At 71.5% G+C, this 26291-nt stretch carries 23 protein-coding genes; 18 read left to right on the top strand and 5 right to left on the bottom strand.

Going from position 1 to position 26291, the window contains the following annotated elements; all coding sequences use genetic code 11:
- Window positions 1-45 precede the first annotated feature (45 nt).
- The 17 genes from ACIO5E_RS30045 to ACIO5E_RS29965 all read left to right on the top strand — a co-directional run bounded on the left by ACIO5E_RS30045 (window position 46) and on the right by ACIO5E_RS29965 (window position 21142).
- On the top strand, window positions 46-600 hold the full coding sequence (locus ACIO5E_RS30045; RefSeq protein WP_280678608.1) for an NADH-quinone oxidoreductase subunit B family protein: 555 nt from the start codon (window positions 46-48) through the stop codon (window positions 598-600).
- Complete coding sequence (locus ACIO5E_RS30040) at window positions 597-1325, top strand: NADH-quinone oxidoreductase subunit C (protein ID WP_400673821.1); 729 nt, start codon at window positions 597-599, stop codon at window positions 1323-1325. Before ACIO5E_RS30045 ends, ACIO5E_RS30040 begins: the two co-directional genes overlap by 4 nt.
- Window positions 1325-2725, top strand: a complete 1401-nt coding sequence (locus ACIO5E_RS30035; RefSeq protein WP_400673819.1) for an NADH-quinone oxidoreductase subunit D — start codon at window positions 1325-1327, stop codon at window positions 2723-2725. The genes ACIO5E_RS30040 and ACIO5E_RS30035 overlap by 1 nt, the downstream gene beginning before the upstream one ends.
- Window positions 2726-2742: 17 nt before the next feature.
- Window positions 2743-3477 carry an NADH-quinone oxidoreductase subunit NuoE gene (gene nuoE, locus ACIO5E_RS30030; RefSeq protein ID WP_400674103.1) on the top strand — a complete coding sequence of 245 codons (735 nt, stop codon included), beginning with the start codon at window positions 2743-2745 and terminating at the stop codon, window positions 3475-3477.
- Window positions 3477-4838 (top strand): NADH-quinone oxidoreductase subunit NuoF, encoded by a 1362-nt coding sequence (gene nuoF / locus ACIO5E_RS30025; RefSeq protein WP_400673817.1) that lies wholly within the window; start codon window positions 3477-3479, stop codon window positions 4836-4838. The genes nuoE and nuoF overlap by 1 nt, the downstream gene beginning before the upstream one ends.
- Window positions 4835-7417: an NADH-quinone oxidoreductase subunit G gene (locus ACIO5E_RS30020; protein WP_400673815.1), complete on the top strand. Its 2583-nt coding sequence runs from the start codon at window positions 4835-4837 to the stop codon at window positions 7415-7417. Before nuoF ends, ACIO5E_RS30020 begins: the two co-directional genes overlap by 4 nt.
- Window positions 7414-8742 (top strand): NADH-quinone oxidoreductase subunit NuoH, encoded by a 1329-nt coding sequence (gene nuoH / locus ACIO5E_RS30015; RefSeq protein WP_400673812.1) that lies wholly within the window; start codon window positions 7414-7416, stop codon window positions 8740-8742. Before ACIO5E_RS30020 ends, nuoH begins: the two co-directional genes overlap by 4 nt.
- Window positions 8743-8748: 6 nt before the next feature.
- Window positions 8749-9351, top strand: coding sequence for an NADH-quinone oxidoreductase subunit NuoI (nuoI, locus tag ACIO5E_RS30010; RefSeq protein WP_400673810.1), 603 nt, complete (start codon window positions 8749-8751; stop codon window positions 9349-9351).
- Window positions 9352-9356: 5 nt separating this feature from the next.
- A complete protein-coding gene (locus ACIO5E_RS30005; RefSeq protein WP_400674100.1) occupies window positions 9357-10262 on the top strand; it encodes an NADH-quinone oxidoreductase subunit J in 906 nt (301 codons plus the stop codon).
- Window positions 10259-10558, top strand: coding sequence for an NADH-quinone oxidoreductase subunit NuoK (gene nuoK, locus ACIO5E_RS30000; protein WP_195911268.1), 300 nt, complete (start codon window positions 10259-10261; stop codon window positions 10556-10558). The genes ACIO5E_RS30005 and nuoK overlap by 4 nt, the downstream gene beginning before the upstream one ends.
- A gap of 13 nt (window positions 10559-10571) precedes the next feature.
- Window positions 10572-12485 (top strand): NADH-quinone oxidoreductase subunit L, encoded by a 1914-nt coding sequence (nuoL, locus tag ACIO5E_RS29995; protein WP_400673807.1) that lies wholly within the window; start codon window positions 10572-10574, stop codon window positions 12483-12485.
- 37 nt (window positions 12486-12522) lie between these two features.
- Window positions 12523-14142, top strand: a complete 1620-nt coding sequence (locus ACIO5E_RS29990) for an NADH-quinone oxidoreductase subunit M (protein WP_400673805.1) — start codon at window positions 12523-12525, stop codon at window positions 14140-14142.
- Window positions 14143-14153: 11 nt separating this feature from the next.
- Complete coding sequence (nuoN, locus tag ACIO5E_RS29985) at window positions 14154-15776, top strand: NADH-quinone oxidoreductase subunit NuoN (RefSeq protein ID WP_400674098.1); 1623 nt, start codon at window positions 14154-14156, stop codon at window positions 15774-15776.
- 303 nt (window positions 15777-16079) lie between these two features.
- On the top strand, window positions 16080-17090 hold the full coding sequence (locus tag ACIO5E_RS29980; RefSeq protein ID WP_400673802.1) for a polyprenyl synthetase family protein: 1011 nt from the start codon (window positions 16080-16082) through the stop codon (window positions 17088-17090).
- A gap of 105 nt (window positions 17091-17195) precedes the next feature.
- Window positions 17196-17858 carry a response regulator gene (locus ACIO5E_RS29975; RefSeq protein ID WP_400673800.1) on the top strand — a complete coding sequence of 221 codons (663 nt, stop codon included), beginning with the start codon at window positions 17196-17198 and terminating at the stop codon, window positions 17856-17858.
- A 327-nt stretch (window positions 17859-18185) separates the two neighbouring features.
- Window positions 18186-20090 (top strand): 2-oxoacid:acceptor oxidoreductase subunit alpha, encoded by a 1905-nt coding sequence (locus tag ACIO5E_RS29970; RefSeq protein ID WP_400674096.1) that lies wholly within the window; start codon window positions 18186-18188, stop codon window positions 20088-20090.
- Window positions 20087-21142: a 2-oxoacid:ferredoxin oxidoreductase subunit beta gene (locus tag ACIO5E_RS29965; protein WP_400673798.1), complete on the top strand. Its 1056-nt coding sequence runs from the start codon at window positions 20087-20089 to the stop codon at window positions 21140-21142. The genes ACIO5E_RS29970 and ACIO5E_RS29965 overlap by 4 nt, the downstream gene beginning before the upstream one ends.
- 72 nt (window positions 21143-21214) lie before the next feature.
- Here the strand turns inward: ACIO5E_RS29965 and ACIO5E_RS29960 are convergent, their stop codons facing one another.
- The 3 genes from ACIO5E_RS29960 to ACIO5E_RS29950 all read right to left on the bottom strand — a co-directional run bounded on the left by ACIO5E_RS29960 (window position 21215) and on the right by ACIO5E_RS29950 (window position 23836).
- Window positions 21215-21595, bottom strand: a complete 381-nt coding sequence (locus tag ACIO5E_RS29960) for a VOC family protein (protein WP_400673796.1) — start codon at window positions 21593-21595, stop codon at window positions 21215-21217.
- 170 nt (window positions 21596-21765) lie between these two features.
- Entirely contained in the window at window positions 21766-23394 is a 1629-nt protein-coding gene (locus tag ACIO5E_RS29955; protein WP_400673794.1) for an LCP family protein, read from the bottom strand.
- On the bottom strand, window positions 23387-23836 hold the full coding sequence (locus ACIO5E_RS29950; RefSeq protein WP_400673791.1) for a DUF6542 domain-containing protein: 450 nt from the start codon (window positions 23834-23836) through the stop codon (window positions 23387-23389). The genes ACIO5E_RS29955 and ACIO5E_RS29950 overlap by 8 nt, the downstream gene beginning before the upstream one ends.
- A gap of 295 nt (window positions 23837-24131) precedes the next feature.
- Between ACIO5E_RS29950 and ACIO5E_RS29945 the strand changes: the two genes are divergently transcribed.
- Window positions 24132-24773 carry a TetR/AcrR family transcriptional regulator gene (locus ACIO5E_RS29945; RefSeq protein ID WP_400673789.1) on the top strand — a complete coding sequence of 214 codons (642 nt, stop codon included), beginning with the start codon at window positions 24132-24134 and terminating at the stop codon, window positions 24771-24773.
- Window positions 24774-24800: 27 nt separating this feature from the next.
- Here the strand turns inward: ACIO5E_RS29945 and ACIO5E_RS29940 are convergent, their stop codons facing one another.
- Window positions 24801-25331 (bottom strand): GNAT family N-acetyltransferase, encoded by a 531-nt coding sequence (locus ACIO5E_RS29940; protein ID WP_400673786.1) that lies wholly within the window; start codon window positions 25329-25331, stop codon window positions 24801-24803.
- Window positions 25332-25472: 141 nt separating this feature from the next.
- A complete protein-coding gene (locus ACIO5E_RS29935) occupies window positions 25473-26162 on the bottom strand; it encodes a hypothetical protein (protein WP_400673783.1) in 690 nt (229 codons plus the stop codon).
- Between the last annotated feature and the right edge of the window lie 129 nt (window positions 26163-26291).

Raw genomic sequence — 26291 nt, 5'->3', positions numbered from 1 at the left:
TACCACAGGACTTGAAGGCTTCTTGAGGGCATTGAGAGGGATCTGATGGGAATCGAGGAGAAGCTGCCGAGCGGCTTTCTGCTCACGACCGTGGAGACGGCCGCCGGCTGGGTGCGCAAGGCGTCACTCTTCCCGGCCACCTTCGGTCTGGCCTGCTGCGCGATCGAGATGATGACCACCGGCGCCGGCCGCTACGACCTGGCCCGGTTCGGCATGGAGGTGTTCCGGGGCTCCCCCCGGCAGGCCGATCTGATGATCGTGGCGGGGCGGGTGAGCCAGAAGATGGCCCCGGTGCTGCGCCAGGTGTACGACCAGATGGCCAACCCGAAGTGGGTCATCTCGATGGGCGTCTGCGCCTCCTCGGGCGGGATGTTCAACAACTACGCGATCGTGCAGGGCGTCGACCACATCGTCCCGGTGGACATCTACCTGCCCGGCTGCCCGCCCCGCCCGGAGATGCTGATGGACGCCATCCTGAAGCTGCACGACAAGATCCAGCACGAGCCGCTGGGCGCGAACCGGCGCCGGGCCGAGGAGCTCGGAGAGGCGCTCGCCCTCCGGGCCACCCCGGTCAGCGAGATGCGGGGGCAGCTGCGATGAGCGAACAGCTACCCGAGACCCGCGGCGAGAAGTCGGTCCGCGAGCGGCCGGTCCGCGAGATCCCGGTCGAGGTGGTCGGCCGCCGACAGGGCATGTTCGGCGCCCAGGGCAGCGGCGACACCTCCGGCTTCGGCGGCCTGGCCGCGCCGATCGTGCTGCCCGGCCCGAGCGCCCGGCCGTACGGCGGCTGGTTCGACGAGGTCGCCGACGAACTGGAGGGCGCCCTGGAGGAACAGGGCCTGGACCCGGCCGAGGTGATCGAGAAGACCGTCGTCGACCGCGGCGAGCTCACCTTCCACATCGACCGCGCCCACCTGCTCAGGACCGCCCGCACCCTGCGCGACGACCCGGCGCTGCGCTTCGAGCTGTGCCTGGGCGTGAGCGGCGTGCACTACCCCGCCGACCAGGGCCGCGAGCTGCACGCGGTCTACCACCTGCGCTCGATCACCCACGGACGGCTGATCCGGGTGGAGGTCACCGCGCCGGACGCCGACCCGCGGATCCCCTCGGTGGTGAGCGTCTACCCGACCAACGACTGGCACGAGCGCGAGGCCTACGACTTCTTCGGCCTGGTCTTCGACGGCCACCCGGCGCTCACCCGGATCATGATGCCGGACGACTGGCTGGGCCACCCGCAGCGCAAGGACTACCCGCTCGGCGGCATCCCCGTCGAGTACAAGGGCGCCCAGATCCCGGCACCCGACCAGCGGAGGTCGTACAGCTGATGACTACTCAGCATCACGAAGAGACCGAGCGGACAGGCACCGAGCGGACAGACGCCGAGCGGACAGGGGCCGAGCAGGCGGACGCCGAGCGGGCGGAGGCCCGGGACACCACCGAGGGCCGGGTCTTCACGGTCACCGGCGGCGACTGGGGCGAGGTGGTCGAGGCGGTCGGCCGGGCCGACGACGAGCGCATCATCGTCAACATGGGCCCCCAGCACCCGTCCACCCACGGCGTGCTGCGGCTGATCCTGGAGATCGACGGCGAGACGGTGAAGGAGGCCCGCTGCGGCATCGGCTACCTCCACACCGGCATCGAGAAGAACATGGAGTTCCGCAACTGGGTCCAGGGCACCACCTTCGTGACCCGGATGGACTACCTGACCCCGCTGTTCAACGAGACCGCGTACTGCCTGGCCGTGGAGAAGCTGCTCGGCATCACCGGCGACGTCCCGGACCGGGCCAACGTCATCCGGGTGTTGATGATGGAGCTCAACCGGATCGCCTCGCACCTGGTCTGCCTGGCCACCGGTGGCATGGAGATCGGCTCCACCACCCTGATGATCTACGGCTTCCGCGACCGCGAGCTGATCCTGGACGTCTTCGAGCTGGTCACCGGCCTGCGCATGAACCACGCGTACGTGCGCCCCGGCGGACTCGCCCAGGACCTTCCGCCCGGCGCCGTCGACCAGATCCGCGAGTGCGTGAAGGTGCTCCGCTCCCGGATGCACGAGTACGACAAACTCGCCACCGGCAACCCGGTGTTCAAGGCCCGCCTGGTCGACGTCGGCTTCCTCGACCTGCCCGGCTGCCTGGCCCTCGGCGCCACCGGCCCGATCCTGCGCGCCACCGGCCTGCCGCACGACCTGCGCAAGACCGACCCGTACTGCGGCTACGAGGACTACGACTTCGAGGTCGCGACCGCCGACAGCGCCGACTCCTACGGCCGCTTCCTGATCCGCCTGGAGGAGATGCGGCAGTCGCTGCGGATCGTCGAGCAGTGCCTGGACCGGCTGCGCCCGGGCCCGGTCATGGTGGCCGACAAGAAGATCGCCTGGCCCGCCCAACTCTCCGTCGGCCCCGACGGGATGGGCAACTCGCTCGACCACATCCGCAAGATCATGGGCACCTCGATGGAGGCCCTGATCCACCACTTCAAGCTGGTCACCGAGGGCTTCCGGGTCCCGGTCGGCCAGGCGTACGCGGCGGTCGAGTCGCCCAAGGGCGAGCTGGGCGTGCACGTGGTCAGCGACGGCGGGACACGCCCGTACCGGGTCCACTTCCGGGATCCGTCGTTCACCAATCTGCAGACGATGGCGGCGATGTGCGAGGGCGGCCAGGTCGCCGACGTGATCGTCGCGGTGGCCGGGATCGACCCGGTGATGGGAGGCGTGGACCGGTGACAGACGTCCAGTTGGGGATGCCGGCGCTGCCGGCCACACCGTACCCCGAGGAGGTGCACGCCCGGCTGGCCGCCGACGCCGCCGAGCTGATCTCCCGCTACCCGCAGGCCCGGTCGGCGCTGCTGCCGCTGCTGCACCTGGTGCAGGCCGAGGAGGGCTTCGTCAGCCCGACCGGCATCCGGTTCTGCGCCGAGCAGTTGGACCTCACCACCGCCGAGGTCACCGCGGTCGCCACCTTCTACACCATGTACCGGCGGCGCCCGGCCGGTAAGTACCACGTCGGGGTCTGCACCAACACCCTGTGCGCGGTCCTCGGCGGCGACCAGATCTTCGCCGAGCTCCAGCAGCACCTCGGCGTGCGCAACAACGAGACCACCGAGGACGGCGAGATCTCGGTCGAGCACATCGAGTGCAACGCGGCCTGCGACTACGCCCCCGTGGTGATGGTCAACTGGGAGTTCTTCGACGACCAGACCCCGGACAGCGCCCGGCAGCTGGTGGACGACCTGCGGGCCGGCCGCGAGGTCCGGCCGACCCGCGGCGCCCGGCTGTGCGACTTCAAGGAGACCGCCCGGATCCTGGCCGGCTTCCCCGACGAGCGCCCGGGCGCCAACGACGAGTCCGGCGCCGGCGGCGCGCCCTCGCTGGCCGGCCTGCGGCTGGCCAAGGGCGAGGCGCTGCCCGGCACCGGCGGCACCCGGGTCGTCGCTCCCCGCCACGAGGGCACCGGTCACGAAGGGACCGAAGCGTGATGACCTCCGTCGAGCCGGCCGAGAAGCTGCTCACCCCCGTCCTGTCGGCCTCCTGGGACGACACCCGCCCCTGGACGCTCGCCACCTACCGCCGCCACCAGGGCTACGAGGGCCTCAAGGCGGCCCTGGCCATGCCACCGGACGACGTGATCGCCCTGGTCAAGGACGCCGGGCTGCGCGGCCGCGGCGGCGCCGGCTTCCCCACCGGGATGAAGTGGCAGTTCATCCCGCAGAACGACGGCAAGCCGCACTACCTGGTGGTCAACGCGGACGAGTCCGAGCCGGGCACCTGCAAGGACATCCCGCTGCTGTTCGCCAACCCGCACGCGCTGATCGAGGGCATGATCATCGCCTCCTACGCGATCCGCTGCGACCACGCGTTCATCTACCTGCGCGGCGAGGTCGTCCCGGTGCTGCGCCGCCTGCACGCGGCCGTCGCCGAGGCGTACCAGGCCGGGCTGCTGGGCCGGGACGTCCTCGGCTCGGGCGTGAACCTCGACATCACCGTGCACGCCGGCGCCGGCGCCTACATCTGCGGCGAGGAGACGGCGCTGCTGGACTCGCTGGAGGGCCGCCGGGGCCAGCCCCGGCTGCGCCCGCCGTTCCCGGCGATCGCCGGCCTGTACGCGTGCCCGACGGTGGTCAACAACGTGGAGTCGATCGCCTCGGTGCCGCCGATCCTGGCCCGCGGCAAGGAGTGGTTCAAGGGCCTGGGCACCGAGAAGTCCCCCGGCTTCACGCTCTACTCGCTCTCCGGCCACGTCACCAACCCCGGCCAGTACGAGGCGCCGCTGGGCATCACGCTGCGCCAGCTGCTGGACATGAGCGGCGGCGTCCGGCCCGGCCACCGGCTGAAGTTCTGGACCCCGGGCGGATCGTCCACCCCGATGTTCACCGACGAGCACCTGGACGTCCCGCTGGACTACGAGGGTGTCGGCGCGGCCGGCTCGATGCTCGGCACCAAGGCGCTGCAGGTCTTCGACGAGACCACCTGCGTGGTGCGGGCGGTCACCCGCTGGACGGAGTTCTACGCCCACGAGTCCTGCGGCAAGTGCACCCCCTGCCGCGAGGGCACCTACTGGCTGGTCCAGCTGCTCAAGCGGATCGAGGCGGGCGAGGGCGTCGAGGGGGACCTGGAGAAACTCCTCGACATCGCCGACAACATCAACGGCAAGTCCTTCTGCGCACTGGGCGACGGCGCCGCCAGCCCGATCGTCTCCTCCCTCCAGTACTTCCGGGCCGAGTACGAGCAGCACCTGGCCGAGCGCCGCTGCCCGTTCGACCCGGCCGCCTCCACCGTCTGGGCCGACGGCCCCCGCCCCGGCCACCAGTCCGCCACCGAAAGGGAGGTGCACGCGTGACGATCACAGAGCCATCCACCTCCACGGGCGACAAGGCCGCGGTCGAACTGGTCACGCTCACCATCGACGGCGTCGAAGTGCAGGTCCCCAAGGGGACGTTGGTGATCCGGGCCGCCGAACAGATCGGCACCCAGATCCCGCGCTTCTGCGACCACCCGCTGCTCGACCCGGCCGGCGCCTGCCGGCAGTGCATCGTCGAGATCGAGGGGCAGCGCAAGCCCGTCGCCTCGTGCACCATCCCGGTCGCCGAGGGCATGGTGGTGCGCACGCAGGTGAGCTCGCCGGTGGCCGAGAAGGCGCAGCGCGGCGTGATGGAGCTGCTGCTGATCAACCACCCGCTGGACTGCCCGGTCTGCGACAAGGGCGGTGAGTGCCCGCTGCAGAACCAGGCGATGTCCACCGGCGACGCCGACAGCCGCTTCGAGGGGATGAAGCGCACCTACGAGAAGCCGATCCCGCTCAGCACCCAGGTGCTGCTGGACCGGGAGCGCTGCGTGCTGTGCGCGCGCTGCACCCGCTTCTCGCAGCAGATCGCCGGGGACCCGTTCATCGACCTGCTGGAGCGCGGGGCGCTCCAGCAGGTCGGCATCGGGGACGCCGAGCCGCTCGACTCGTACTTCTCCGGGAACACCATCCAGATCTGCCCGGTGGGTGCGCTGACGTCGGCTGCTTATCGTTTCCGCTCGCGCCCGTTCGACCTGGTCTCCTCGCCCAGCGTGTGCGAGCACTGCTCCGCCGGCTGTGCCCAGCGCACCGACCACCGGCGCGGCAAGGTGCTGCGTCGGCTGGCGGGTGAGGACCCGGCGGTCAACGAGGAGTGGAACTGCGACAAGGGGCGGTTCGCGTTCCGCTACGCCCAGCAGCGGGACCGGATCACCACCCCGCTGGTGCGGGTGGACGGCGAACTGGTGCCCGCCTCCTGGCCGGAGGCGCTGGCCCGGGCGGCCGAGGGCCTGCGCGGCGCCCGGACCGGGGTGCTGCCCGGTGGACGGGTGACCGTCGAGGACGCCTACGCGTACGCCAAGTTCGCGCGGGTGGTGCTCGGCACCAACGACGTGGACTTCCGGGCCCGCCCGCACAGCGGCGAGGAGGCGGACTTCCTGGCCGCGGCCGTCGCCGGGCGCGGGGTGGACGTGGACGGCGAGGGCCTGACCTACGAGCAGCTGGAGCAGGCGCCGGCGGTGCTGCTGGCGGGCTTCGAGCCGGAGGAGGAGTCGCCGATCGTCTTCCTGCGGCTGCGCAAGGCCGCCCGCGACCGGGGCCTGAAGGTGTTCTCGGTGGCGGCGTTCGCCTCCCGGGGCCTGGCCAAGCTGAACGGCGCGCTGCTGCCGGCCGCCCCGGGCACGGAGGCGGAGTGGTTCGCCGCGCTGGCCGCCGACGAGCCGCTGAACGACGAGGCCGGGCGGGCCGCGGAGCTGCTGCGCAGCCCGGGCGCGGTGATCCTGGCGGGCGAGCGGCTGGCCGCCACCCCGGGCGCGCTGACGGCGCTGCTGCGGCTGGCGCACGCGACCGGCGCGCGGCCGGCCTGGGTGCCGCGCCGGGCCGGTGAGCGGGGCGCGGTCGAGGCGGGTGCGCTGCCGGGGCTGCTGCCCGGCGGCCGTCCGGTGGCGGCCCCGGCGGCACGGGCGGAGACCGCCGCGGTGTGGGGCGTGGCGGAGCTGCCGTCCCGGTCGGGCCGGGACACCGACCGGATCCTCGCGGCGGCCGCGCACGGCGACCTGGACGCGCTGCTGGTCGGCGGCGTCGACCCGGACGACCTGCCGGATCCGGCGCTGGCCGACGAGGCGCTGGCGGCGGTGCCGTTCGTGGTGTCGCTGGAGCTGCGGCCCTCCGCGGTGACGGCGCGCGCCGACGTGGTGCTGCCGGTGGCGGCGGTGGCGGAGAAGGCCGGCACCTTCCTGGACTGGGAAGGCCGGGTACGGATGTTCGAGGCGGCGCTCAAGCCCGACCAGCAGATGGGCCGCCACCTGTACTCGGACCTGCGGGTGCTGACCATGCTGGCGGACGCGCTGGGCCAGCAGCTCGGCCTGCCGGACGTCCGGGCGGCCCGGCTGGAGCTGGACCACTTCACCCCGTGGACGGGTGACCGGTCCGCCGACCCGGCCGTGCACCCCGGCCTGCTGCCCCGCCCGGCCACCGGCCAGGCGGTGCTGGCGGGTTGGCGCCTGCTGCTGGACAACGGCACGCTGCAGCAGGGCGATCCGCACCTGGCGGGCACCCGGCACCGGGCGGTGGCCCGGGTCTCGCCGGTCACCGCGAAGGAGATCGGTGCCGGGCAGGCCGGCGGCGAGGCGGGTGCGGCGCTGCGGCTGACCGGCCCGGCGGGCTCGCTGACCCTGCCGCTGGAGGTCACCGACTCGATCCCGGACCGCACGGTCTGGATCCCGCTCAACTCCACACCGGGCGGCGCCCAGCGCGCGCTCGGCACCACCGTCGGCCACCTGGTCACGATCGCCGCGGCGACGGCCGAACCGCCCGCCAAGACCTCGGACAAGACCTCGGACAAAGCCGGGGCCCAGACCGGGGCCAAGACCGGGGCCCGGGCCGACGACGCGGGCAGCGAAGGGGAGGACCGATGACTCCGCAGCCGTACGAGACGCTCCACTTCTTCGGCCAGGACCCGTGGTGGCTGGTGCTGCTGAAGGCGGTGTTCTGCTTCGGCTTCCTGGTCCTGACGGTGCTGATCGCGATCGTCTGGGAGCGCAAGGTGGTGGCCTGGATGCAGTTGCGCATCGGGCCGAACCGGCACGGCCCCTGGGGGATGCTGCAGTCCCTGGCGGACGGCGTGAAGCTGGCGCTCAAGGAAGACCTGGTGGTCAAGGGCTCGGACAAGGTGGTCTACATCCTGGCCCCGATCGTCTGCGCCATCCCGGCGTTCATGGCCTTCGCGGTGATCCCGTTCGGCCCGGCCGGCAACGAGGTGTCGATCTTCGGCACCCGGACGGCGATGCAGCTGACCGACTTCCCGGTGGCGCTGCTGTACATCCTGGCGACGGCCTCGATCGGCATCTACGGCATCGTGCTGGCCGGCTGGTCGTCCGGTTCGACGTACCCGCTGCTGGGCGGGGTGCGCTCGGCCGCGCAGATGATCAGCTACGAGATCGCGATGGGCCTGTCGTTCGCGGCGGTGTTCATCTACTCGGGGTCGATGTCGACCTCGGAGATCGTGGCGCACCAGCAGCCGACCTGGTTCGCGGCGCTGCTGCCGGTGTCGTTCATCGTCTACATCATCGCGATGGTCGGCGAGACCAACCGGGCGCCGTTCGACCTCCCGGAGGCCGAGGGCGAGCTGGTCGGCGGCTTCAACACCGAGTACTCCTCGCTGAAGTTCGCGATGTTCATGCTGGCCGAGTACGTCAACATGGTGACCGTCTCGGCCGTCGCCTCCACCCTGTTCCTGGGCGGCTGGCGGGCCCCGTGGCCGGTGTCGACCTTCTGGGCGGGCGCCAACCACGGCTGGTGGCCGATGCTGTGGATCACGCTGAAGATCCAGCTGCTGCTGTTCTTCTTCATCTGGCTGCGCGGCACGCTGCCCCGGTTCCGCTACGACCAGTTCATGAAGTTGGGCTGGAAGGTGCTGATCCCGGTCTCGCTGGTGTGGCTGGTGCTGATCGCCAGCGTGCGGGCGCTGCGCAACGAGGGCTACGGCTTCGGCGAGGTGGTGCTGTACGTCGGTGCCCCGGTCGGGGTGATCCTGCTGCTCGCCCTGCTGCGGGACTTCCTGAAGAAGGCCCCCGAGCCCGAACCCGAGTCTCCCGAGGGCGGGTTCGACCCGATGGCGGGCGGCTACCCGGTGCCGCCGCTGCCCGGCCAGGAGCTCCCGCCGGTGCCGCGCCGGCGCAGCCGCGCCCCGAAACAACTCCAGGACGCCCTCAACGGGGCCGACCATTCCGAAGGGAGCTGAACCGAGATGTCGTCCGACCAGACGGACCGGGCCGAGCGGCCCGACAAACCGTCGATCCTCGGCCCGGCCGCCGGCTTCGGCGTGACCTTCAAGGCCATGTTCAAGAAGCGGCTCACCGAGCAGTACCCGGAGCAGAAGAAGCCCACCGCTCCGCGCTTCCACGGCCGCCACCAGCTGAACCGGCACCCGGACGGCCTGGAGAAGTGCGTCGGCTGCGAGCTGTGCGCGTGGGCCTGTCCGGCCGACGCCATCTACGTGGAGGGCGCCGACAACCGGGACGAGGAGCGCTACTCGCCCGGCGAGCGCTACGGCGCGGTCTACCAGATCAACTACGCCCGCTGCATCCTGTGCGGGCTGTGCATCGAGGCCTGCCCGACCCGCGCGCTCACCATGACCAACGAGTACGAGCTGGCCGACTCCTCGCGCAAGGACCTGATCTTCACCAAGGAGCAACTGCTGGTGGGCCTGTCCGAGGGCATGGTGGACTCCCCGCACGCGATCTTCCCGGGCGCCGACGAGGGCGCGTACTACCGGGGCGAGATCACCGCGGCGGCGCCCGGGACGGTCCAGCAGGAGCGCACCGACCGGGAGAAGGAGGTCCAGCAGTGACTGCCCTGAACCTGGCCGCCACCGGGACGACCTCCCTCGGGGAGGCCGTCCAGTTCTGGGTGCTCGCGGTGGTCGCGGTCGGCGGCGCGCTCGGCATGGTGCTGATGCGCAAGGCCGTGCACAGCGCGCTGTGCCTGGCCGCCACGATGCTGGCGCTGGCGGTCTGTTACATGGCCCAGGGCGCGGTGTTCCTGGGCGTGGTGCAGATCGTCGTCTACACCGGCGCGATCATGATGCTCTTCCTGTTCGTGGTGATGCTGGTCGGCGTCACCAGCGAGGACTCCTTGAAGGAGCAGCTGAAGGGCCAGCGGTTCGCCGCGGTGCTGTGCGGGCTGGGCTTCGGCGTGCTGCTGATCGCCGGGATCGCCGACGCCAGGCTGAACCACTTCACCGGCCTGTCCGAGGCGAACGCCGAGGGCAACGTGCCGGGTCTGGCCCGGCTGCTCTTCACCCGGTACGTGTGGGCCTTCGAGGTCACCGGCGCGCTGCTGATCACCGCGGCGATCGGCGCGATGGTGCTGACCCACCGCGAGCACGTGAAGGCCCCGAAGACGCAGCGCGAGCTGGCCGCGCAGCGGGTCAAGGACAACATCCAGCTGCCGCCGCTGCCGGCGCCGGGCGTGTACGCGCGGCACAACGCGGTGGACATTCCGGCGCTGCTGCCGGACGGCACGATCGCCGAGGACTCGGTGATGGAGACGCTGCGCGAGCGCGGCCAGATCCGGGACGTCAGTCAGGAGATGCTGCGGCGGATGGCCGAGCTGGAGAACACCACGGCCGACTGGCTGGGCCGGCCGTCGTCCGAGCGGCCGACGGTCGCCGGGCCGCGCAAGTCCCTGGAGCCGGTGCCGGCCCAACCGGCGGACGCGCAGGCGGACGTTCCGAAGGCCGACCAGGAGGGCGCGGAGTGAACCCGGTCAACTACCTGTACCTCTCGGCCCTGTTGTTCACCATCGGGGCCGCCGGGGTGCTCATCCGGCGCAACGCGATCGTGCTGTTCATGTGCGTGGAGCTGATGCTGAACGCCTCGAACCTCGCCCTGGTGACCTTCTCCCGGCTGCACGGCACCCTGGACGGCCAGATCATCGCGTTCTTCACGATGGTGGTCGCGGCGGCCGAGGTCGTGGTCGGCCTCGCCATCATCGTCTCCATCTTCCGGACCAGGCACTCCGCTTCGGTCGACGACAGCAATCTGATGAAGCTGTAGGCGGAGGGCCTCGGTGAACTCTCTCATTCCGCTGCTGGTGGCGGCCCCGCTGGCCGGCGCCGCCCTGCTCCTGCTCGGCGGCCGGGCACTGGACCGCTTCGGCCACTGGCTGGCCACCGCCCTCGCGGCGCTCTCGTTCGGCTTCGGCCTGGCGCTGTTCTCGGACATGCTGGGCCGCGAGGCCGAGCACCGGGCCATCACCAAGCACCTGTTCAGCTGGATCCCGGTGAACGGCTTCCAGGCCGACATCTCGTTCCGGCTCGACCAGTTGTCGATGACCTTCGTCCTGCTGATCACCGGCGTCGGCACGCTGATCCACCTGTACTCGGTGGGCTACATGGCGCACGACGAGCGCCGACGCCGCTTCTTCGCGTACCTGAACCTGTTCCTGGCCGCCATGCTGCTGCTGGTGGTCGCCGACAACTACCTGCTGCTGTACTTCGGTTGGGAGGGCGTGGGCCTCGCCTCGTACCTGCTGATCGGCTTCTGGCAGCACAAGCCGAGCGCGGCGACGGCGGCGAAGAAGGCCTTCATCGTCAACCGGGTCGGCGACATGGGCCTGTCGATCGCGATCATGCTGATGTTCGTCGAGTTCGGCTCCTTCGCCTTCGATCCCGTCCTCGGTTCGGCGGGCACGGTCGGCGGGGCGGCCCAGGCGAGCGAGGGCAAGCTGACGGCGATCGGCCTGATGCTGCTGCTGGCGGCCTGCGGCAAGTCCGCGCAGGTGCCGCTGCAGTCCTGGCTCGGCGACGCCATGGAGGGCCCGACCCCGGTGTCGGCGCTGATCCACGCGGCCACCATGGTGACCGCCGGCGTCTACCTGATCACCCGCTCGTCCGCGATCTTCGACCTGGCGCCGGACGCGCAGACCGCCGTGGTGGTGGTCGGCGCGGTCACGCTGCTGTTCGGTGCGATCGTCGGTTGCGCCAAGGACGACATCAAGAAGGCGCTGGCCGGGTCGACCATGTCGCAGATCGGCTACATGGTGCTGGCCGCCGGGCTCGGCCCGATCGGCTACGCCTTCGCGATCATGCACCTGGTGACGCACGGCTTCTTCAAGGCCGGGCTGTTCCTCGGCGCCGGGTCGGTCATGCACGGCATGAACGACGAGGTGGACATGCGTCACTACGGTGGCCTGCGCAAGTACATGCCGGTCACCTTCGTCACCTTCGGCCTCGGCTACCTGGCGATCATCGGCTTCCCCGGCCTGTCCGGCTTCTTCTCCAAGGACAAGATCATCGAGGCGGCCTTCGCCAAGGGCGGCACCGAGGGCTGGATCCTCGGCCTGTGCGCGCTGGTCGGCGCCGCCGTCACCGCGTTCTACATGACCCGGGTGATGCTGCTGACCTTCTTCGGCGAGAAGCGCTGGCAGCCCGACGCCGACGGCAACGCGCCGCACCCGCACGAGTCGCCGAAGACCATGACGATCCCGATGGTCCTGCTGGCCTTCGGCTCGGTCTTCGCGGGCGGGCTGTTCGCCTACAACGACTCGTTCCTGACCTGGCTGGAGCCGGTCACCGGCCACTCCGAGGGCGACTCGCCGCTCTCCCCGCTGGTGGTCACCCTGCTCACCACGGCCTGCATGCTGGCCGGCGTCGCCGTCTCGTACCTGATGTACGGGCGCTCCGCCGTCCCCGTGGTGCCGCCGGTCGGCTCCCCGCTCACCCGGGCCGCCCGCCGCGACCTGCTCCAGGACGACTTCAACCACGCCGTCCTGGTCCGCCCGGGCTCGGCGCTCACCGCGACGCTGGTCTACTTCGACAGCCGCGGCCTGGACGGCTTCGTCAACGGTCTGGCCGCCACCATCGGCGGCATCTCCGGTCGGCTGCGCCGGATCCAGAACGGATTCGTCCGCTCGTACGCGCTCTCCATGTTCGGCGGCACGCTGGTGCTGGTCGCCACGACTCTCCTGATGAGGTCCGTCTGATGGATAGGGATCACGAAATCCGTCGGGGAGGTCTGGCATGAGTGCGCTGCTGACCGTGACCTGTGCCGTCCCGGCGGCCGGTGCGGTGCTGACCGCCGCCCTGCCCGCCGGGTCGACCGAGGCCCGGCGCTCGACCACCAAGGCCGTCGCCCTGGGCGTCTCGGCCGTCACCCTGGTGCTGGCCGCCGTGGTGGCGACGCGGTTCGACCCGCACGGCGCCCGCTACCAGCTGACCGAGTCGTACAGCTGGATCCGCTCCTTCGGCATCACCTTCTCGCTCGGCGTGGACGGCATCGGCGCCGTCCTCGCCCTGCTCACCGCCGTCCTGGTGCCGGTGGTGATGCTGGCCTCCTGGCACGACGCCGACCCGGCCCCGGTCGCGCCCGACGGGACGTTCGAGAACCGGCGCCGCACCCAGGGCTTCTTCGCCCTGATCCTGGCGGTGGAGGCGATGGTGATCGTCTCCTTCTACGCCACCGACGTCTTCCTGTTCTACGTGTTCTTCGAAGCCATGCTGATCCCGATGTACTTCCTGATCGGCGGCTTCGGCGACCGGGCCGGCGGCCCCGAGGCGGCGCGCCAGCGCTCGTACGCGGCCGTGAAGTTCCTGCTCTACAACCTGCTCGGCGGCCTGGTGATGCTGGCCGCCGTGATCGGCCTGTACGTGATCGCGCAGGACCAGGGCCTGGGCACCTTCGACCTGCAGACCCTCACCTCGGCGATCGCCGACGGCAAGCTGCAGCTGACCGGCATCGCCGAGAAGGCGCTGTTCCTGGGCTTCTTCTTCGCCTTCGCGGTGAAGGCCCCGCTGTGGCCGCTGCACACCTGGCTGCCGAACGCGATGGGCGAGGCCACCGCCGGCACCGCCGTGCTGATCACCGCCGTGGTGGACAAGGTCGGCACCTTCGCGATGCTGCGCTTCTGCCTCGGCCTGTTCCCGGACGCCTCGAAGACCTTCGCCCCGGCGATCCTGGTCCTCTCGGTGATCGGGATCATCTACGGCGCGCTGCTGGCGGTCGGTCAGAAGGACATCAAGCGGCTGGTCGCCTACGCCTCGATCTCGCACTTCGGCTTCATCATCATGGGCATCTTCGCGCTGACCAGCCAGGGCCAGAGCGGTGCCACCCTCTACATGGTCAACCACGGCATCTCCACCGCGGCGTGGATGCTGGTGGCGGGCTTCCTGATCTCCCGTCGCGGCTCGCGGCTGATCGCCGACTACGGCGGCGTGCAGAAGGTCGCCCCGGTGCTCGCCGGGACGTTCCTGGTCGGTGGCCTGGCCACCCTGTCGCTGCCGGGGCTGGCGCCGTTCGTCAGCGAGTTCCTGGTGCTGGTGGGCACGTTCACCCGCTACCCGGCGATCGGCATCGTGGCGACCTTCGGCATCGTGCTGGCCGCGCTGTACGCCCTGCTGCTGTACCAGCGCACCATGACCGGCCCGGTGAAGGCCGAGGTCAGCACGATGCCCGACCTCAAGGTCCGCGAACTCGCCGTGGTCGCCCCGCTGGTGGCGCTGACCATCCTGCTCGGCGTCTACCCCAAGCCGCTCACCGACCTGGTCAACCCCTCGGTGAACGCGACGCTCTCGCAGGTCCACGAGACCGACCCGGCGCCGGCCCACCCGGTCGCCGCCACCTCAGGAGGTGAGCAGAAGTGAGCACCACCGGCATGCTCGCCGCCGCCGGCGGCAGCACCCCCAGCATCCCGGCGCCGCACATCGAGTACGGCCAGCTCTCCCCGATGCTGGTGGTGTTCGGCGCCGCCGTGGCCGGCATCCTGGTGGAGGCCTTCGTGCCCCGCCGGTACCGGCACCGGACCCAGGTGTGGCTCGCCCTGGCCGGGCTGATCGGCTCCTTCGTCGCCGTGGTGGTGCTGGCCGCGCAGGGCTACGGTTCCACCAAGGTCGACCTGCTGGCCATGGAGTCGGTCGCGCTGGACGGCCCGGCGCTGTTCCTGCAGGGCGTGATCCTGCTGGCCGCCGTGGTGGCCGTGCTCACCTACGCCGAGCGGAAGCTGGAGCCCAAGGCGGGCGGCCTGCCGGCCGACGCGTTCGCCGCCCAGGCCGCCGCCACCCCCGGCGGCGAGCAGGAGCGGGCCGCGCTCCGGGCCGGCTTCGCCACCAGCGAGGTCTTCCCGCTCACCATGTTCGCGGTCGGCGGCATGCTGCTGTTCCCCGCCGCCAACGACCTGCTGACCATGTTCGTGGCGCTGGAGGTCTTCTCCCTCCCGCTGTACCTGCTCTGCGCCCTGGCCCGGCGCCGCCGGCTGCTCTCCCAGGAGGCGGCGGTCAAGTACTTCCTGCTGGGCGCCTTCGCCTCGGCGTTCTTCCTGTTCGGCACGGCGCTGCTGTACGGCTACGCGGGCAGCGTGAAGCTCGGTGACATCTCGGACGTGATCTCCGGCAAGGCGATGACCACCCCGGCGCTGCTGAGCACCACCCAGAACGACGCGCTGCTGCTGATCGGCCTGGCGATGCTCGCGGTCGGCCTGCTGTTCAAGGTCGGCGCGGTGCCCTTCCACTCCTGGACCCCGGACGTGTACCAGGGCGCGCCGACCCCGGTGACGGGCTTCATGGCGGCGGCGACGAAGGTCGCGGCGTTCGGGGCGTTCCTGCGGCTGTTCTACGTGGCCTTCCCGGGCCTGCGACTGGACTGGCGGCCGGTGCTGTGGGGGGTGGCGATCCTCACCATGGTGGTGGGCGCGGTGCTGGCGGTGACCCAGCAGGACGTGAAGCGGCTGCTGGCCTACTCCTCGATCGCGCACGCCGGGTTCATCCTCACCGGGGTGATCGCCACCAACAAGCAGGGCCTGTCCTCGGTGCTGTTCTACCTGCTGGCGTACTCCTTCGTGACGCTCGGCGCCTTCGCCGTGGTCACCCTGGTGCGCGACTCCAAGGGCGAGGCGACCCACCTGTCCAGCTGGGCCGGGCTGGGCCGGCGCTCGCCGCTGGTGGCGGCGGTGTTCGCGCTGTTCCTGCTGGCCTTCGCCGGGATCCCGCTGACCTCCGGGTTCACCGGGAAGTTCGCGGTGTTCCAGGCGGCGGCGGCCGGCGGGGCCACGCCGCTGGTGGTGGTCGGTGTGCTGAGCTCGGCGGTGGCCGCGTTCTTCTACATCCGGGTCATCGTGCTGATGTTCTTCTCCGACCCGAAGCCGGGCGGCCCGACGGTGGCGATCCCGAGCGCCTTCACGGCGACCGCGATCGGGGTGGGGGTGCTGGTCACGCTGGGTCTCGGCCTGCTGCCGCAGTACTTCCTGGACCTGGCGTCGAAGGCCGCGCTGTTCGTCCGCTGACCGCCGCCGGGGCGGCGCCGCCGCCCCGGAACCGTCCGGGCCGCGCCCCCCGCGCGCGGCCCGGACGCGCGTTTGCCGCCGACCGGTCGGCGGGCCGGCTTCGGCCCTTGTTTCACCGATGAATTCGCCCCCACCGCAGTACTGCCCCCACAGCCACCCTGACCAGGGCATCCGGCCCGATCATGACAGGATCCGCACGCCCGTGCAGTGATCCACTCGTGACCGGATACCCTGCCTGTATGGCCAGCGGCGGCACTCAGGGACCAGGCCGCTAGATCGACCAGGGACAGAGGAGTGGTCTTCGTGACCGTCGTGGGACCCTTCGGGCTCAGCGTGCAGGACCGCGACCTGACCCGGGACGTCCAGGCCGGACTGGACGCGGTGGAGACGGCACTCGCCGAGGCCGTCAAGAGCGACGTCCCGTTCATCACCATCACCGCCAGTCACCTCATCGAGGCCGGCGGCAAGCGCTTCCGCCCGCTGCTCCTGCTGCTGGCCGCCCAGTTCGGCGACCCGGGCGCACCCGGCGTGGTGCCGGCGGCCGTCGTCGTCGAGCTGACCCACCTGGCCACCCTGTACCACGACGACGTCATGGACGAGGCCATGGTGCGCCGCGGCGCCCCCAGCGCCAACTCCCGCTGGGACAACTCGGTGGCCATCCTCACCGGCGACTTCCTGTTCTCCCGCGCCTCCCAGGTGCTCGCCGACCTCGGCCCCGAGGCGGTCCGGATGCAGGCCGACGCCTTCGAGCGGCTGGTCACCGGTCAGATCCTGGAGACCCGTGGCCCCGGCCCGGACGGCGACCCGCTGCTGCACTACCTCGACGTGCTGTCCGGCAAGACCGGCTCGCTGATCGCCGTCTCCTGCCGGATAGGAGCGCAGATGGCCGGCGCCGAGCCGTGGATGGTGGAGACCCTCAGCGAGTTCGGCGAGCGGATCGGCATCGCCTTCCAGCTGGCCGACGACGTGCTGGACATCGCCAGCGACGGCCACGAGTCCGGCAAGACCCCCGGCACCGACCTGCGCGAGGGCGTGCCGACGCTGCCGACCCTGCTGCTCCAGCAGATGCCGGCCGACCCCGCCGATCCGGCCGACACCCGGCTGCGCGAACTGCTCACCCAGGACCTCGCCGACGACGAGCTGCACGCCGAGGCGCTGCACCTGCTGCGCCGCCACCCGGCGCTGGAGCGCGCCCGCCGCGAGACCCTGCGCCAGGGCGAGGACGCCCGGGCGCTGCTCGCCCCGCTGCCGGACTGCCCGGCGAAGGCGGCCCTGGAGGCGCTCTGCGACTCGGTGGCGATGCGGACCATGTGACCGGGGCGGCGCGGTGACCGGGGCGCGGGAGCCGCGAACCCCCGGCGGGCGGCCGCGCGGATGGGGGAGACTGGCCGTGTCAGCTCACCTGCCGGGAAGGTCACCATGCGCCGCGTCGTCATCGCCGAGGACTCCGTACTGCTGCGGGAGGGCCTGACCCGGCTGCTCACCGACCGGGGCCTGGAGGTCGTCGCGGGGGTCGGGGACGGCGCGGCACTGCTGAAGACCATCCACGACCTGGCCGCGGCCGGCGAGCTGCCGGACGTCGTGGTCTCCGACGTGCGGATGCCGCCCACCCACACCGACGAGGGGCTGCGCGCCTGCGTCGAGCTGCGCGGCCACTACCCGGACCTGGGTGTGCTGGTGCTGTCGCAGTTCGTGGAGGAGCGGTACGCCTCCGAGCTGCTGGCCGGCTCCACCCGGGGCGTCGGCTACCTGCTGAAGGACCGGGTCGCCGAGGTGCGCGAGTTCGCGGACGCGGTGGTCCGGGTCGCCGAGGGCGGCACCGCGCTGGACCCCGAGGTGGTGCAGCAGCTGCTCAGCCGCAGCCGCAAGGGCGACGTGCTGGCCAACCTCACGCCGCGGGAGCGGGAGGTGCTCGGGCTGATGGCGGAGGGCCGTACCAACAGCGCGGTGGCCAAGCAACTGGTGGTCTCGGACGGCGCGGTGGAGAAGCACGTCAGCAACATCTTCCTGAAGCTGGGCCTGGCGCAGAGCCCGGAGGACCACCGCCGGGTGCTCGCGGTGCTCACCTACCTCAACTCGTAGCCCCGACCCGTCGTCGGGCGAAGACCCGTCGGATCGAGGCCGGCCGCCGGACGCGGAATGATCTCCGGCGGCCGGACGTTGTACCTGCTGTGCGGCCCGGGCGCGGACCGGTGAGATTCGTGCGCCACTTCCATCCGGGGTCGAGTTCACCCGCATAGGATGCGGGAGGTGCACCAAGCGGACGGGGCACGGGGCCGCGCCCGCGGTGGTGTGCCCACGAGGAGGTCCGCGGCAGTGACCAGTCAGGTCGATCAGTCAGAGGCAGTGGACGGCCCGGACGGCGACGAGAGTCGTCCCGGGAGCGGTGACGGACGCCCCGGCGCGGCCGTGCCCGCCGGCCCCGCCGCCCCGGGCGACTCACCACCGAGGCGGAGCAAGCCCATTCGCCGACTCGACCGGGTGATCATCCGTTTCGCCGGCGACTCGGGTGACGGGATGCAGCTCACCGGTGACCGGTTCACCTCGGAGACGGCGTCGTTCGGCAACGACCTCTCCACGCTGCCGAACTTCCCGGCCGAGATCCGGGCGCCCGCCGGGACGCTGCCGGGGGTGTCGAGCTTCCAACTGCACTTCGCGGACCACGACATCCTCACCCCGGGGGACGCGCCGAACGTGCTGGTGGCGATGAACCCGGCGGCGCTGAAGGCGAATCTGGCGGATCTGCCGCGCGGCGCGGAGATCATCGTGAACACGGACGAGTTCACCAAGCGGGCGCTGGCGAAGGTCGGGTACGCGGCGGATCCGCTGGCGGACGGCTCGTTGGAGGCCTACCACCTGCACAAGGTGCCGCTGACGACGCTGACCCTGGAGGCGCTGAAGGACAGCGGGCTGGCGCGCAAGGACGCCGAGCGGGCCAAGAACATGTTCGCCCTGGGGCTGCTGTCCTGGATGTACCACCGCCCCACCCACGGGACGGAGACCTTCCTGCGCAGCAAGTTCGCGAAGAAGCCGCAGATCGCGGAGGCGAACATCAGCGCGTTCAAGGCGGGCTGGAACTTCGGGGAGACGACGGAGACCTTCGCGGTCTCCTACGAGGTGCCGCCGGCCAAGCTCCCGGCCGGGCGCTACCGCAACATCTCGGGGAACCTGGCGCTCTCCTACGGCCTGATCGCCGCCGCGCAGCGCTCCGGACTGCCGCTGTACCTGGGCTCGTACCCGATCACGCCGGCCTCGGACATCCTGCACGAGCTGAGCCGGCACAAGAACTTCGGGGTGCGCACCTTCCAGGCGGAGGACGAGATCGCCGGGATCGGCGCCGCACTGGGCGCGGCCTTCGGCGGCGCGCTCGGGGTGACCACGACCTCGGGCCCCGGGGTGGCGCTGAAGAGCGAGACGATCGGCCTGGCGGTGTCGCTGGAACTGCCGCTGCTGGTCGTGGACATCCAGCGCGGCGGCCCGTCCACCGGACTGCCGACCAAGACGGAGCAGGCGGACCTGCTGCAGGCGATGTTCGGGCGCAACGGCGAGGCGCCGGTGCCGATCGTCGCCCCGGCGACACCGGCGGAGTGCTTCGACGCGGCGCTGGAGGCGGCCCGGATCGCGGTGACGTACCGGACACCGGTGTTCCTGCTCTCGGACGGCTACCTGGCGAACGGTTCGGAGCCGTGGCGGATCCCCGAGGTGGACGAACTCCCGGAGATCGAGCCGGACTTCGCGACCGGCCCGAACCGCGAGGACGGCGCGTTCTGGCCGTACCTGCGGGATCCGAAGACCCTGGCCAGGCCGTGGGCGCTGCCCGGCACGCCCGGGCTGGAGCACCGGATCGGCGGGATCGAGAAGCAGGACGGGACGGGGAACATCTCCTACGACCCGGCGAACCACGACTTCATGGTCCGCACCCGGCAGGCGAAGGTGGACGGGATCGCCGTCCCCGAGGTCGAGGTCGACGACCCGAGCGGCGAGGCGCGGGTCCTGGTGCTCGGCTGGGGCTCGACGTACGGGCCGATCACCGCGGCCGTGCGGCGGGTCCGGGCGGACGGCGGGGAGGTCGCCCAGGCGCACCTGCGCAACCTGAACCCCTTCCCGGCCAACCTGGGCGCGGTGCTCAGGAGCTACGAGAAGGTCGTCGTGCCCGAGATGAACCTCGGCCAGCTCGCGCTGCTGCTGCGGGCGAAGTACCTGGTGGACGCGGAGTCCTACAACCAGGTGCGCGGACTGCCGTTCAAGGCGGCACAGTTGGCGGACGTGTTGTCGGCGGCGATCGGCACCCTGGACGAGGAGGACCACCGATGAGCGAGAGCGGCTTCCCGTCCCTGCACCTGGTGCCCAAGGCCGAAGGGCCGCAGAGCGCACGGGACTTCAAGACCGACCAGGAGGTGCGCTGGTGCCCCGGCTGCGGGGACTACGCGGTCCTGGCGGCGGTGCAGGGCTTCATGCCGGAGCTCGGCATCAAGCGCGAGAACACCGTGTTCGTCTCCGGGATCGGCTGCTCCTCGCGCTTCCCGTACTACATGAACACCTACGGGGTGCACTCGATCCACGGGCGGGCGCCGGCGATCGCGACCGGCCTGGCCTCCGCGCGGCAGGACCTGAGCGTGTGGGTGGTGACCGGGGACGGCGACGCGCTGTCCATCGGCGGCAACCACCTGATCCACGCGCTGCGGCGCAACGTCAACCTGAAGATCCTGCTGTTCAACAACCGGATCTACGGCCTGACCAAGGGCCAGTACTCGCCGACCAGCGAGCTGGGGAAGATCACCAAGTCGACGCCGATGGGCTCGCTGGACGCGCCGTTCAACCCGCTGTCGCTGGCGATCGGCGCCGAGGCGTCCTTCGTCGCCCGGACGATCGACTCGGACCGCCAGCACCTGCAGTCGGTGCTGCGGGCGGCGGCCGCGCACGAGGGCACCGCGCTGGTGGAGATCTACCAGAACTGCAACATCTTCAACGACGGCGCGTTCGAGGCGTTGAAGGAGCCCGGCACCCGGGACGAGGCGCTGATCCGGCTGGAGCACGGGCAGCCGATCCGCTACGGCACCGACCTCGCCGGCGGCGTCTTCCGCGGCCCGGACGGCGAGCTGTTCACCGCCCCGGTGACGGCGGACAACGAGGCGGACGTGCTGGTCCACGACGCCCACGCGGCCAGCCCGGCGACGGCCTTCGCGCTCTCCCGGATCGCCGACGCCGACACCCTGCACCACACCCCGATCGGTGTCCTGCGCGACGTGCGGCGGCCCGTCTACGACGAGCTGATGGCGAGCCAGCTGGCCACCGCCACCGCGCACCGCGGGCCGGGCGACCTGGCCACGCTGCTCGCGGGCAACGACACCTGGACGGTGGACTGACCGGCCCGGTCCGGTACGTGTGGCGCCCCCCTCGGCCATCGGCCGAGGGGGCGCCGCCGATTGGCCGCCCGGCTACTGCTTGACCCACTCGACCAGCTCGATCACGACCCCGTTCGGGTCGGTGACCTGGAACAGCTTCTCCCCCCACGGCTCCTCGCGCAGCGGCAGGGTGGCCTCGACCCCTTCGCCGCGCAGCCGCCGCTCCTCGCCGGCGACGTCCTCGACGACGAACGCCAGGATCACCCCGTCCGCGATCCGGTCGCGGTGGCTCTCGGGCAGCACCTCGATGCCGCGCCGCAGGTAGACGACGCCGACCCCGGCGCCCGGGTGCTTGAGCGAGACGAAGCCGTCGGCGGACATCTCCTCGGTGTAGCCGAAGTGCCGCTGGAGGAAGGCGGCGGAGGCGGTGACGTCCTCGACGGTCAGGGAGACGGCGGAGGCGGTGATCTGCATGGTGGGGTCCTCTCGGCGGCCGGCGCGCACGGTTATCCCGTACGCAGTACACTATACACAGTACGGAGAATCTTCCCAGGGGTCGTCCCGGGGCCGAGGGGCCGGTGCGGGAAAGGCGTGAGGGAGGCCCCCGGACGGGAGCCTCCCTCACGCGGTGGTGCGGGGGTGCGTCAGTAGACGCAGGGGATGCCGCCGTCGCTCTGGGCGTCGACCGAGGGGCCCTGCACGGGCAGGTTGGCGGTCGGGCCGGCCGGGCCCTGGGTGGCGCCGGTGCTCGGGGCGGCGGTCTTGCCGTCGGCGGGCCCGGTGAAGGCGGTGCCGAGGGTGACGATCACGCGGTCGGCGGCGGCCGAGGCGGACTCGGTGGCGGTGACGCCGTAGCGGGCGGCGATCTGGTCGGCCGCGTCCTTGGCGCCCTTGCCGTAGATCACCGTGCTGGTCTTCGACTTGGAGGCGGAGCCGCCGGTCCGGCCGGCCTTGAAGCCCATCGCGACCAGGGCCTTGGACTCGGCGGTGGAGGAGACCCCGGCGGCGGTGGAGGCGTTGTAGACGTCCACCGTGGCGGGGGCGGCGGTCGGGGTCGGGGTGGGGGTGGCGGCCGGCGGGGTGGTCGGGTCGCCCGCCGCGTCGGGGGTGGCCGGGGCGGAGTCGGCGTAGCCGAAGATCTGCTTGACGACCTTCTGGACCTTCGCCGGGGTGACGAGGTTGACGTCCTGGCCGTTGCGCTTGCCGAAGTCGTCGAAGGTCAGGGTGTTGAACTCGACGTTGCCGCCGGTCAGGTTCGGGGCCTGCTGGGCGAAGTCGAGGACGTTCCACTCGTTGTCGATGACGAGGTCCTTCTGGACGACGCCGAACAGCTTCTGCAGCTTGCCGAGGTCGCTGATGATGCCGTCCTGCTTGAGCTTGTGCACGACGGAGGAGATGAAGGCCTGCTGGCGGTGGGTGCGGGCGAAGTCGCCGCTGTTGCCGTCCGGGCCGTCCAGGTTGTGGCGCTGGCGGACGAAGGCGAGCGCCTGGGAGGCGTTGAGCTTGTTGACGCCCTTGTGGAAGTCGGCGCCGGAGCCCTGGCCCTCCATGGCCGGGTCCTTGGTGTCGTGGGTGAGGCAGACCTCGATCGGCTCGACCGCCTTGGCGATGTCGTAGAAGCCCATGAGGTTGACCTCGGCTATGTGGTCGATGGGCTGGTCGAGGAACTTCTGCACGGTCTGGATGGTGGCCGCGCGGCCGGCGTCGCGGCCGGCCTTCTCCAGGTCCGCGCCCTTGAGTCCCTTGGCCTGGAGGGCCGGGGTGGCCTTGTCCTTGGCCTCGCCGTAGGCCTCCTTGATCTTGCGCATGCCGGCCTGCTTGCCGTCGGCGCCGTACGTCATGACGTAGTCGTCGCGGGGGATGGAGACGGCCTGCACCTTGCCGCCACCGGCGGGTATGTGCAGCAGGATCAGGGAGTTGGTGTTGTAGCCGCCGATGTCGGAGCTGTGCCCGGCGTGCAGCTCGTCCTGGACGAACTCCGGCGGCAGGTCGGTGCCGTCCATGTTCTTGCGGCTGTCGAGGCCGATCAGCAGCAGGTTGACCGAGTTGTCCAGGTGCTTGGGCGCGTCCTTCTTCGTCTCGGCGATGACGTTGGACGTGGTCATCCCGTCGGTGAGGGTCCGGTACTCGTACCAGACCACCCCGCTGGCGACGAACACCGCGAACGCGACCGAGCAGGCGACCGTGCGGCCCGCGATCAGCAGCGGGGAGCGCCTGCGGGCCGCCGTGGCGGCGGCGCGGCCGGCCTTGCGGGTCTCCGGGTTCTCAGCCATGGTCCCTCCTCCGGTCCCGGACCAGCCGGACCACGATCACCAGCGCGGCCACTGCGGCGGCCGCGGCCATCACGGGAAAGCCGTGGACCACCCACTTCGCGGAGCCGGTGGCCAGGCTCTTGCCCTGGTAGGCGCCGCCGTTGGCCAGCAGTTCGGCGCCGGCCGTCACCCCCAGGACCAGCAGTGGCGAGGCGGCTACGACCCACCACCAGCCGTTGCGGCTGCTGAGGGCGGCCGACAGGCCCGTTCCGAACACCGCGCCCACCGCGAAGGCCAGCCCCATGCCGGGGCCGGAGAGCTCGTCTATGCCGGCGCCCACCGCGGGCAGTCCGACGGCCAGTGCTGCGGGCAGGGCCGCTCCGCCGGGGAGGGTCCGCGCGGGGGGCTTGTTCGCCCGCCGTCGTGTCTCCTGTTCGGACGTCCGTCCTCGCCGCCCCGCCATGCACTCACCCCCGGTGTTCCCGTGCTTGCGCGCCACTGTGGCGCCCGCGCCCGGTCGTCGTGTGAAGAGCGGATGCGCTGCCACTACTGGACGCTGCTGTTCGGCCGGCCGGTTCCCGCGCGCGGCATCGGCTTTCCGGCCGGGGGCAGGCGTGCTGTTGACTTCCCTCTACACGGGTGTAGAGGTTGTAGGCAGCATAGAGCACCCTTGTTCGATGGCAAGCTCGGGTTCGACGGGCCCGGGATAGACTACACCGGGTAGTTTTCGACGGTTTCAGCAGATGGGAAGTGGCGCCGTGGCGACGACGGGCGGAGCGGGGCGGCCGGAGAAGCGCAAGGCGATCACGCGGGCCGCGACGGCGGTGTTCGGGCGCGAGGGTTACGTCCGGGCCAGCATGGACGCGATCGCCGCGGAGGCCGGGGTGTCCAAGCGGACGGTCTACAACCACTTCGCCGACAAGGAGACCCTCTTCCTCTCCGTCGCGCTCCTGAACTCGGCCGAACTGACCGGGACCATAAGAGAGTTGATGGCCAAGTACCTCGACCGGGTGGTGGACCTGCGCCAGGACCTCACCGACTTCGCGGTCGAACGGGCCCGGGCCGTGCTGTCGGCGGGGGATCACGGCGCGCTCGGCCGGGCCATCCGCGCCGAGGTGGCCAACATCCCGGCCGACGTCCTGGAGGCGTGGCTGGAGGCCGGCCCGATCGCCTCCCACCGCGACCTCGCGGAGCACTTCGAGGCGATCGCGGGCCGGGGGCTGCTGGCCGTCGACGACCCCGGGCAGGCCGCCGAGCGGTTCACCCTGCTGACCTTCCACGGCGTCGCCGAGCGCTCGTTCTGGGGTGCGCTCCCGGTGGCGGACGAGGACGTCGTGCGGATCGCGCAGGAAGGCGTCGACGCCTTCCTGCGGATCTACCGGGCGCCGGCGGCCGGGTGAACCCGGACGCCGGGGAGGTCGGCCGGGTCAGGGCGTCCATTCGTGGGCGAGCAGGCCGAGGACGGTCTGGTCCGCGAAGCCCCCGTCGGTCCAGTGGCAGGCGCGCAGGGTGCCCTCGACGGTGAAGCCGGCGCGGCGGGCGGCGCCCAGCATCGGCGCGTTGTCGGCGAGCGTCTCCAGTTGGAGCCGCTGGAGGCCGAGGGTCCGGAAGCCGTAGCGGCAGAGGGTGCGCAGGGTGTCGGTGGCGAGGCCGCGGCCGCGGTGCGCGGGGAGCAGTGCGAGGCCGAGGTGGGCGCAGCGGTTGTGGGTGTCGATGCCCCAGAGCAGCGCCTCGCCCGCGAGTTCGCCGGTGGCCTGGTCGGTGACGGAGAAGCAGGCGGCGTCGTCGGTCGGTGCGGTGGCGGTGTAGGGGGAGTTCGGGGAGTCGGGCGGGAGGGGGCGCCACGGCCGGTTGTCGGCGCGGGTGCGGGTGGCGACGTCGTCGTACAGCTCGGCCTGGAGGACGGGGACGTCGTCCTGTCGCCGGGCGCGGAGGGTGATGAGGGAGCCCTGTAGCATGTCACATTGTCTATCAGGGTGAGGGCGGTCCGCGCCTCCGATTTTCGGGTGCGCGAGGGCCGGTGGCGGCGGCCGGGTGGACCCGGACGCCGGGCGGGAAGGGCGGCCGCACGCCGCCTGCCCGCCCGGCGTCCGTGCGGATCACTTCCAGTCGATGCCCTTGCCGATGGTGTACGGCTCGCCCCAGTACTCGGCGCCCGCGACCTTCGAGGCCGCCGGGGAGAGCGCCACCGCGCAGGCGGTGGCGGACTGGCCGTTGGTGAAGCCCGTCGGCAGCGAGCTGCTCGGGCACTTGGCGAAGCTGCCGATGATCAGCAGGTCCTGCGCCTCGGTGCCGTCCGCGAGCAGGCCCTTCATGTGGCCGACGCTGGTGTACGACAGGTCGGTGGTGCCGGCGTTGGTGATCTTGTAGTGGATGTAGTACGGCACCAGGCCCTTCGCCTTGTCACCGAGCTTGAGGGCGGTGAGGTCGCCCGGGTCGCCCTGCTCGATCGAGGTGACGGCCAGTGAGATGGTGCCCTTGGTGCTGCCCGAGGTGAACGGCAGCTGGACGGCCTCGCCGAGCTTGACGGTCGTCCCGGGCGCCGCGGTCGCCCCGCCGCCGGCCGCCGGGGTGGTGGCCGGGGCGGCGGGGGTGGTGGGCGCGGCCGGGGTGGTGGCCGGGCTGGTCGGCGCGGCGGCCGGAGTGGTGGGCGCGGTGGTCGCCGGCGGCGGGGTCTTCGCCGTGTCGGACGACGCCGCGTCGTCGTTGCAGGCGGTCAGGGTGAGCGCGCCGACCGCGACCAGTCCGGCCAGTACCGCCGCGTTCTTGCTTGTGCCGATGAGCTTCATGTGGTGTCCCCCGTATCTTCGGGCCGCCGGACGGGCGGCCCTTCCGAGGGATGTTCATAGCGTAGGGCGGGGGTCCGGCACCACTTCTTTGGCGGCCTCCTGACCCTGCCGTGACGAGTCCCACGTGCC

The sequence above is a fragment of the Kitasatospora sp. NPDC087314 genome (assembly GCF_044744365.1).
GTDB lineage: Bacteria > Actinomycetota > Actinomycetes > Streptomycetales > Streptomycetaceae > Kitasatospora.
This window is presented reverse-complemented; position numbering and strand designations above follow the sequence as displayed.

Coding starts and splice junctions, on each gene's coding strand:
- ACIO5E_RS29960 (WP_400673796.1), bottom strand. CDS start 21,595: ATGCAGATCACCGCCTCCGCCGTCTCCCTGACCGTCGAGGACGTCACC.
- ACIO5E_RS29950 (WP_400673791.1), bottom strand. CDS start 23,836: ATGGCGGGGCGGCGAGGACGGACGTCCGAACAGGAGACACGACGGCGG.
- ACIO5E_RS29935 (WP_400673783.1), bottom strand. CDS start 26,162: ATGAAGCTCATCGGCACAAGCAAGAACGCGGCGGTACTGGCCGGACTG.
- ACIO5E_RS29975 (WP_400673800.1), top strand. CDS start 17,196: ATGCGCCGCGTCGTCATCGCCGAGGACTCCGTACTGCTGCGGGAGGGC.
- nuoF (WP_400673817.1), top strand. CDS start 3,477: ATGACCTCCGTCGAGCCGGCCGAGAAGCTGCTCACCCCCGTCCTGTCG.
- ACIO5E_RS29955 (WP_400673794.1), bottom strand. CDS start 23,394: ATGGCTGAGAACCCGGAGACCCGCAAGGCCGGCCGCGCCGCCGCCACG.
- nuoI (WP_400673810.1), top strand. CDS start 8,749: ATGTCGTCCGACCAGACGGACCGGGCCGAGCGGCCCGACAAACCGTCG.
- nuoN (WP_400674098.1), top strand. CDS start 14,154: ATGCTCGCCGCCGCCGGCGGCAGCACCCCCAGCATCCCGGCGCCGCAC.
- ACIO5E_RS30045 (WP_280678608.1), top strand. CDS start 46: ATGGGAATCGAGGAGAAGCTGCCGAGCGGCTTTCTGCTCACGACCGTG.
- ACIO5E_RS30040 (WP_400673821.1), top strand. CDS start 597: ATGAGCGAACAGCTACCCGAGACCCGCGGCGAGAAGTCGGTCCGCGAG.
- ACIO5E_RS29990 (WP_400673805.1), top strand. CDS start 12,523: ATGAGTGCGCTGCTGACCGTGACCTGTGCCGTCCCGGCGGCCGGTGCG.
- ACIO5E_RS30035 (WP_400673819.1), top strand. CDS start 1,325: ATGACTACTCAGCATCACGAAGAGACCGAGCGGACAGGCACCGAGCGG.
- nuoH (WP_400673812.1), top strand. CDS start 7,414: ATGACTCCGCAGCCGTACGAGACGCTCCACTTCTTCGGCCAGGACCCG.
- nuoE (WP_400674103.1), top strand. CDS start 2,743: ATGCCGGCGCTGCCGGCCACACCGTACCCCGAGGAGGTGCACGCCCGG.
- ACIO5E_RS29965 (WP_400673798.1), top strand. CDS start 20,087: ATGAGCGAGAGCGGCTTCCCGTCCCTGCACCTGGTGCCCAAGGCCGAA.
- ACIO5E_RS29940 (WP_400673786.1), bottom strand. CDS start 25,331: ATGCTACAGGGCTCCCTCATCACCCTCCGCGCCCGGCGACAGGACGAC.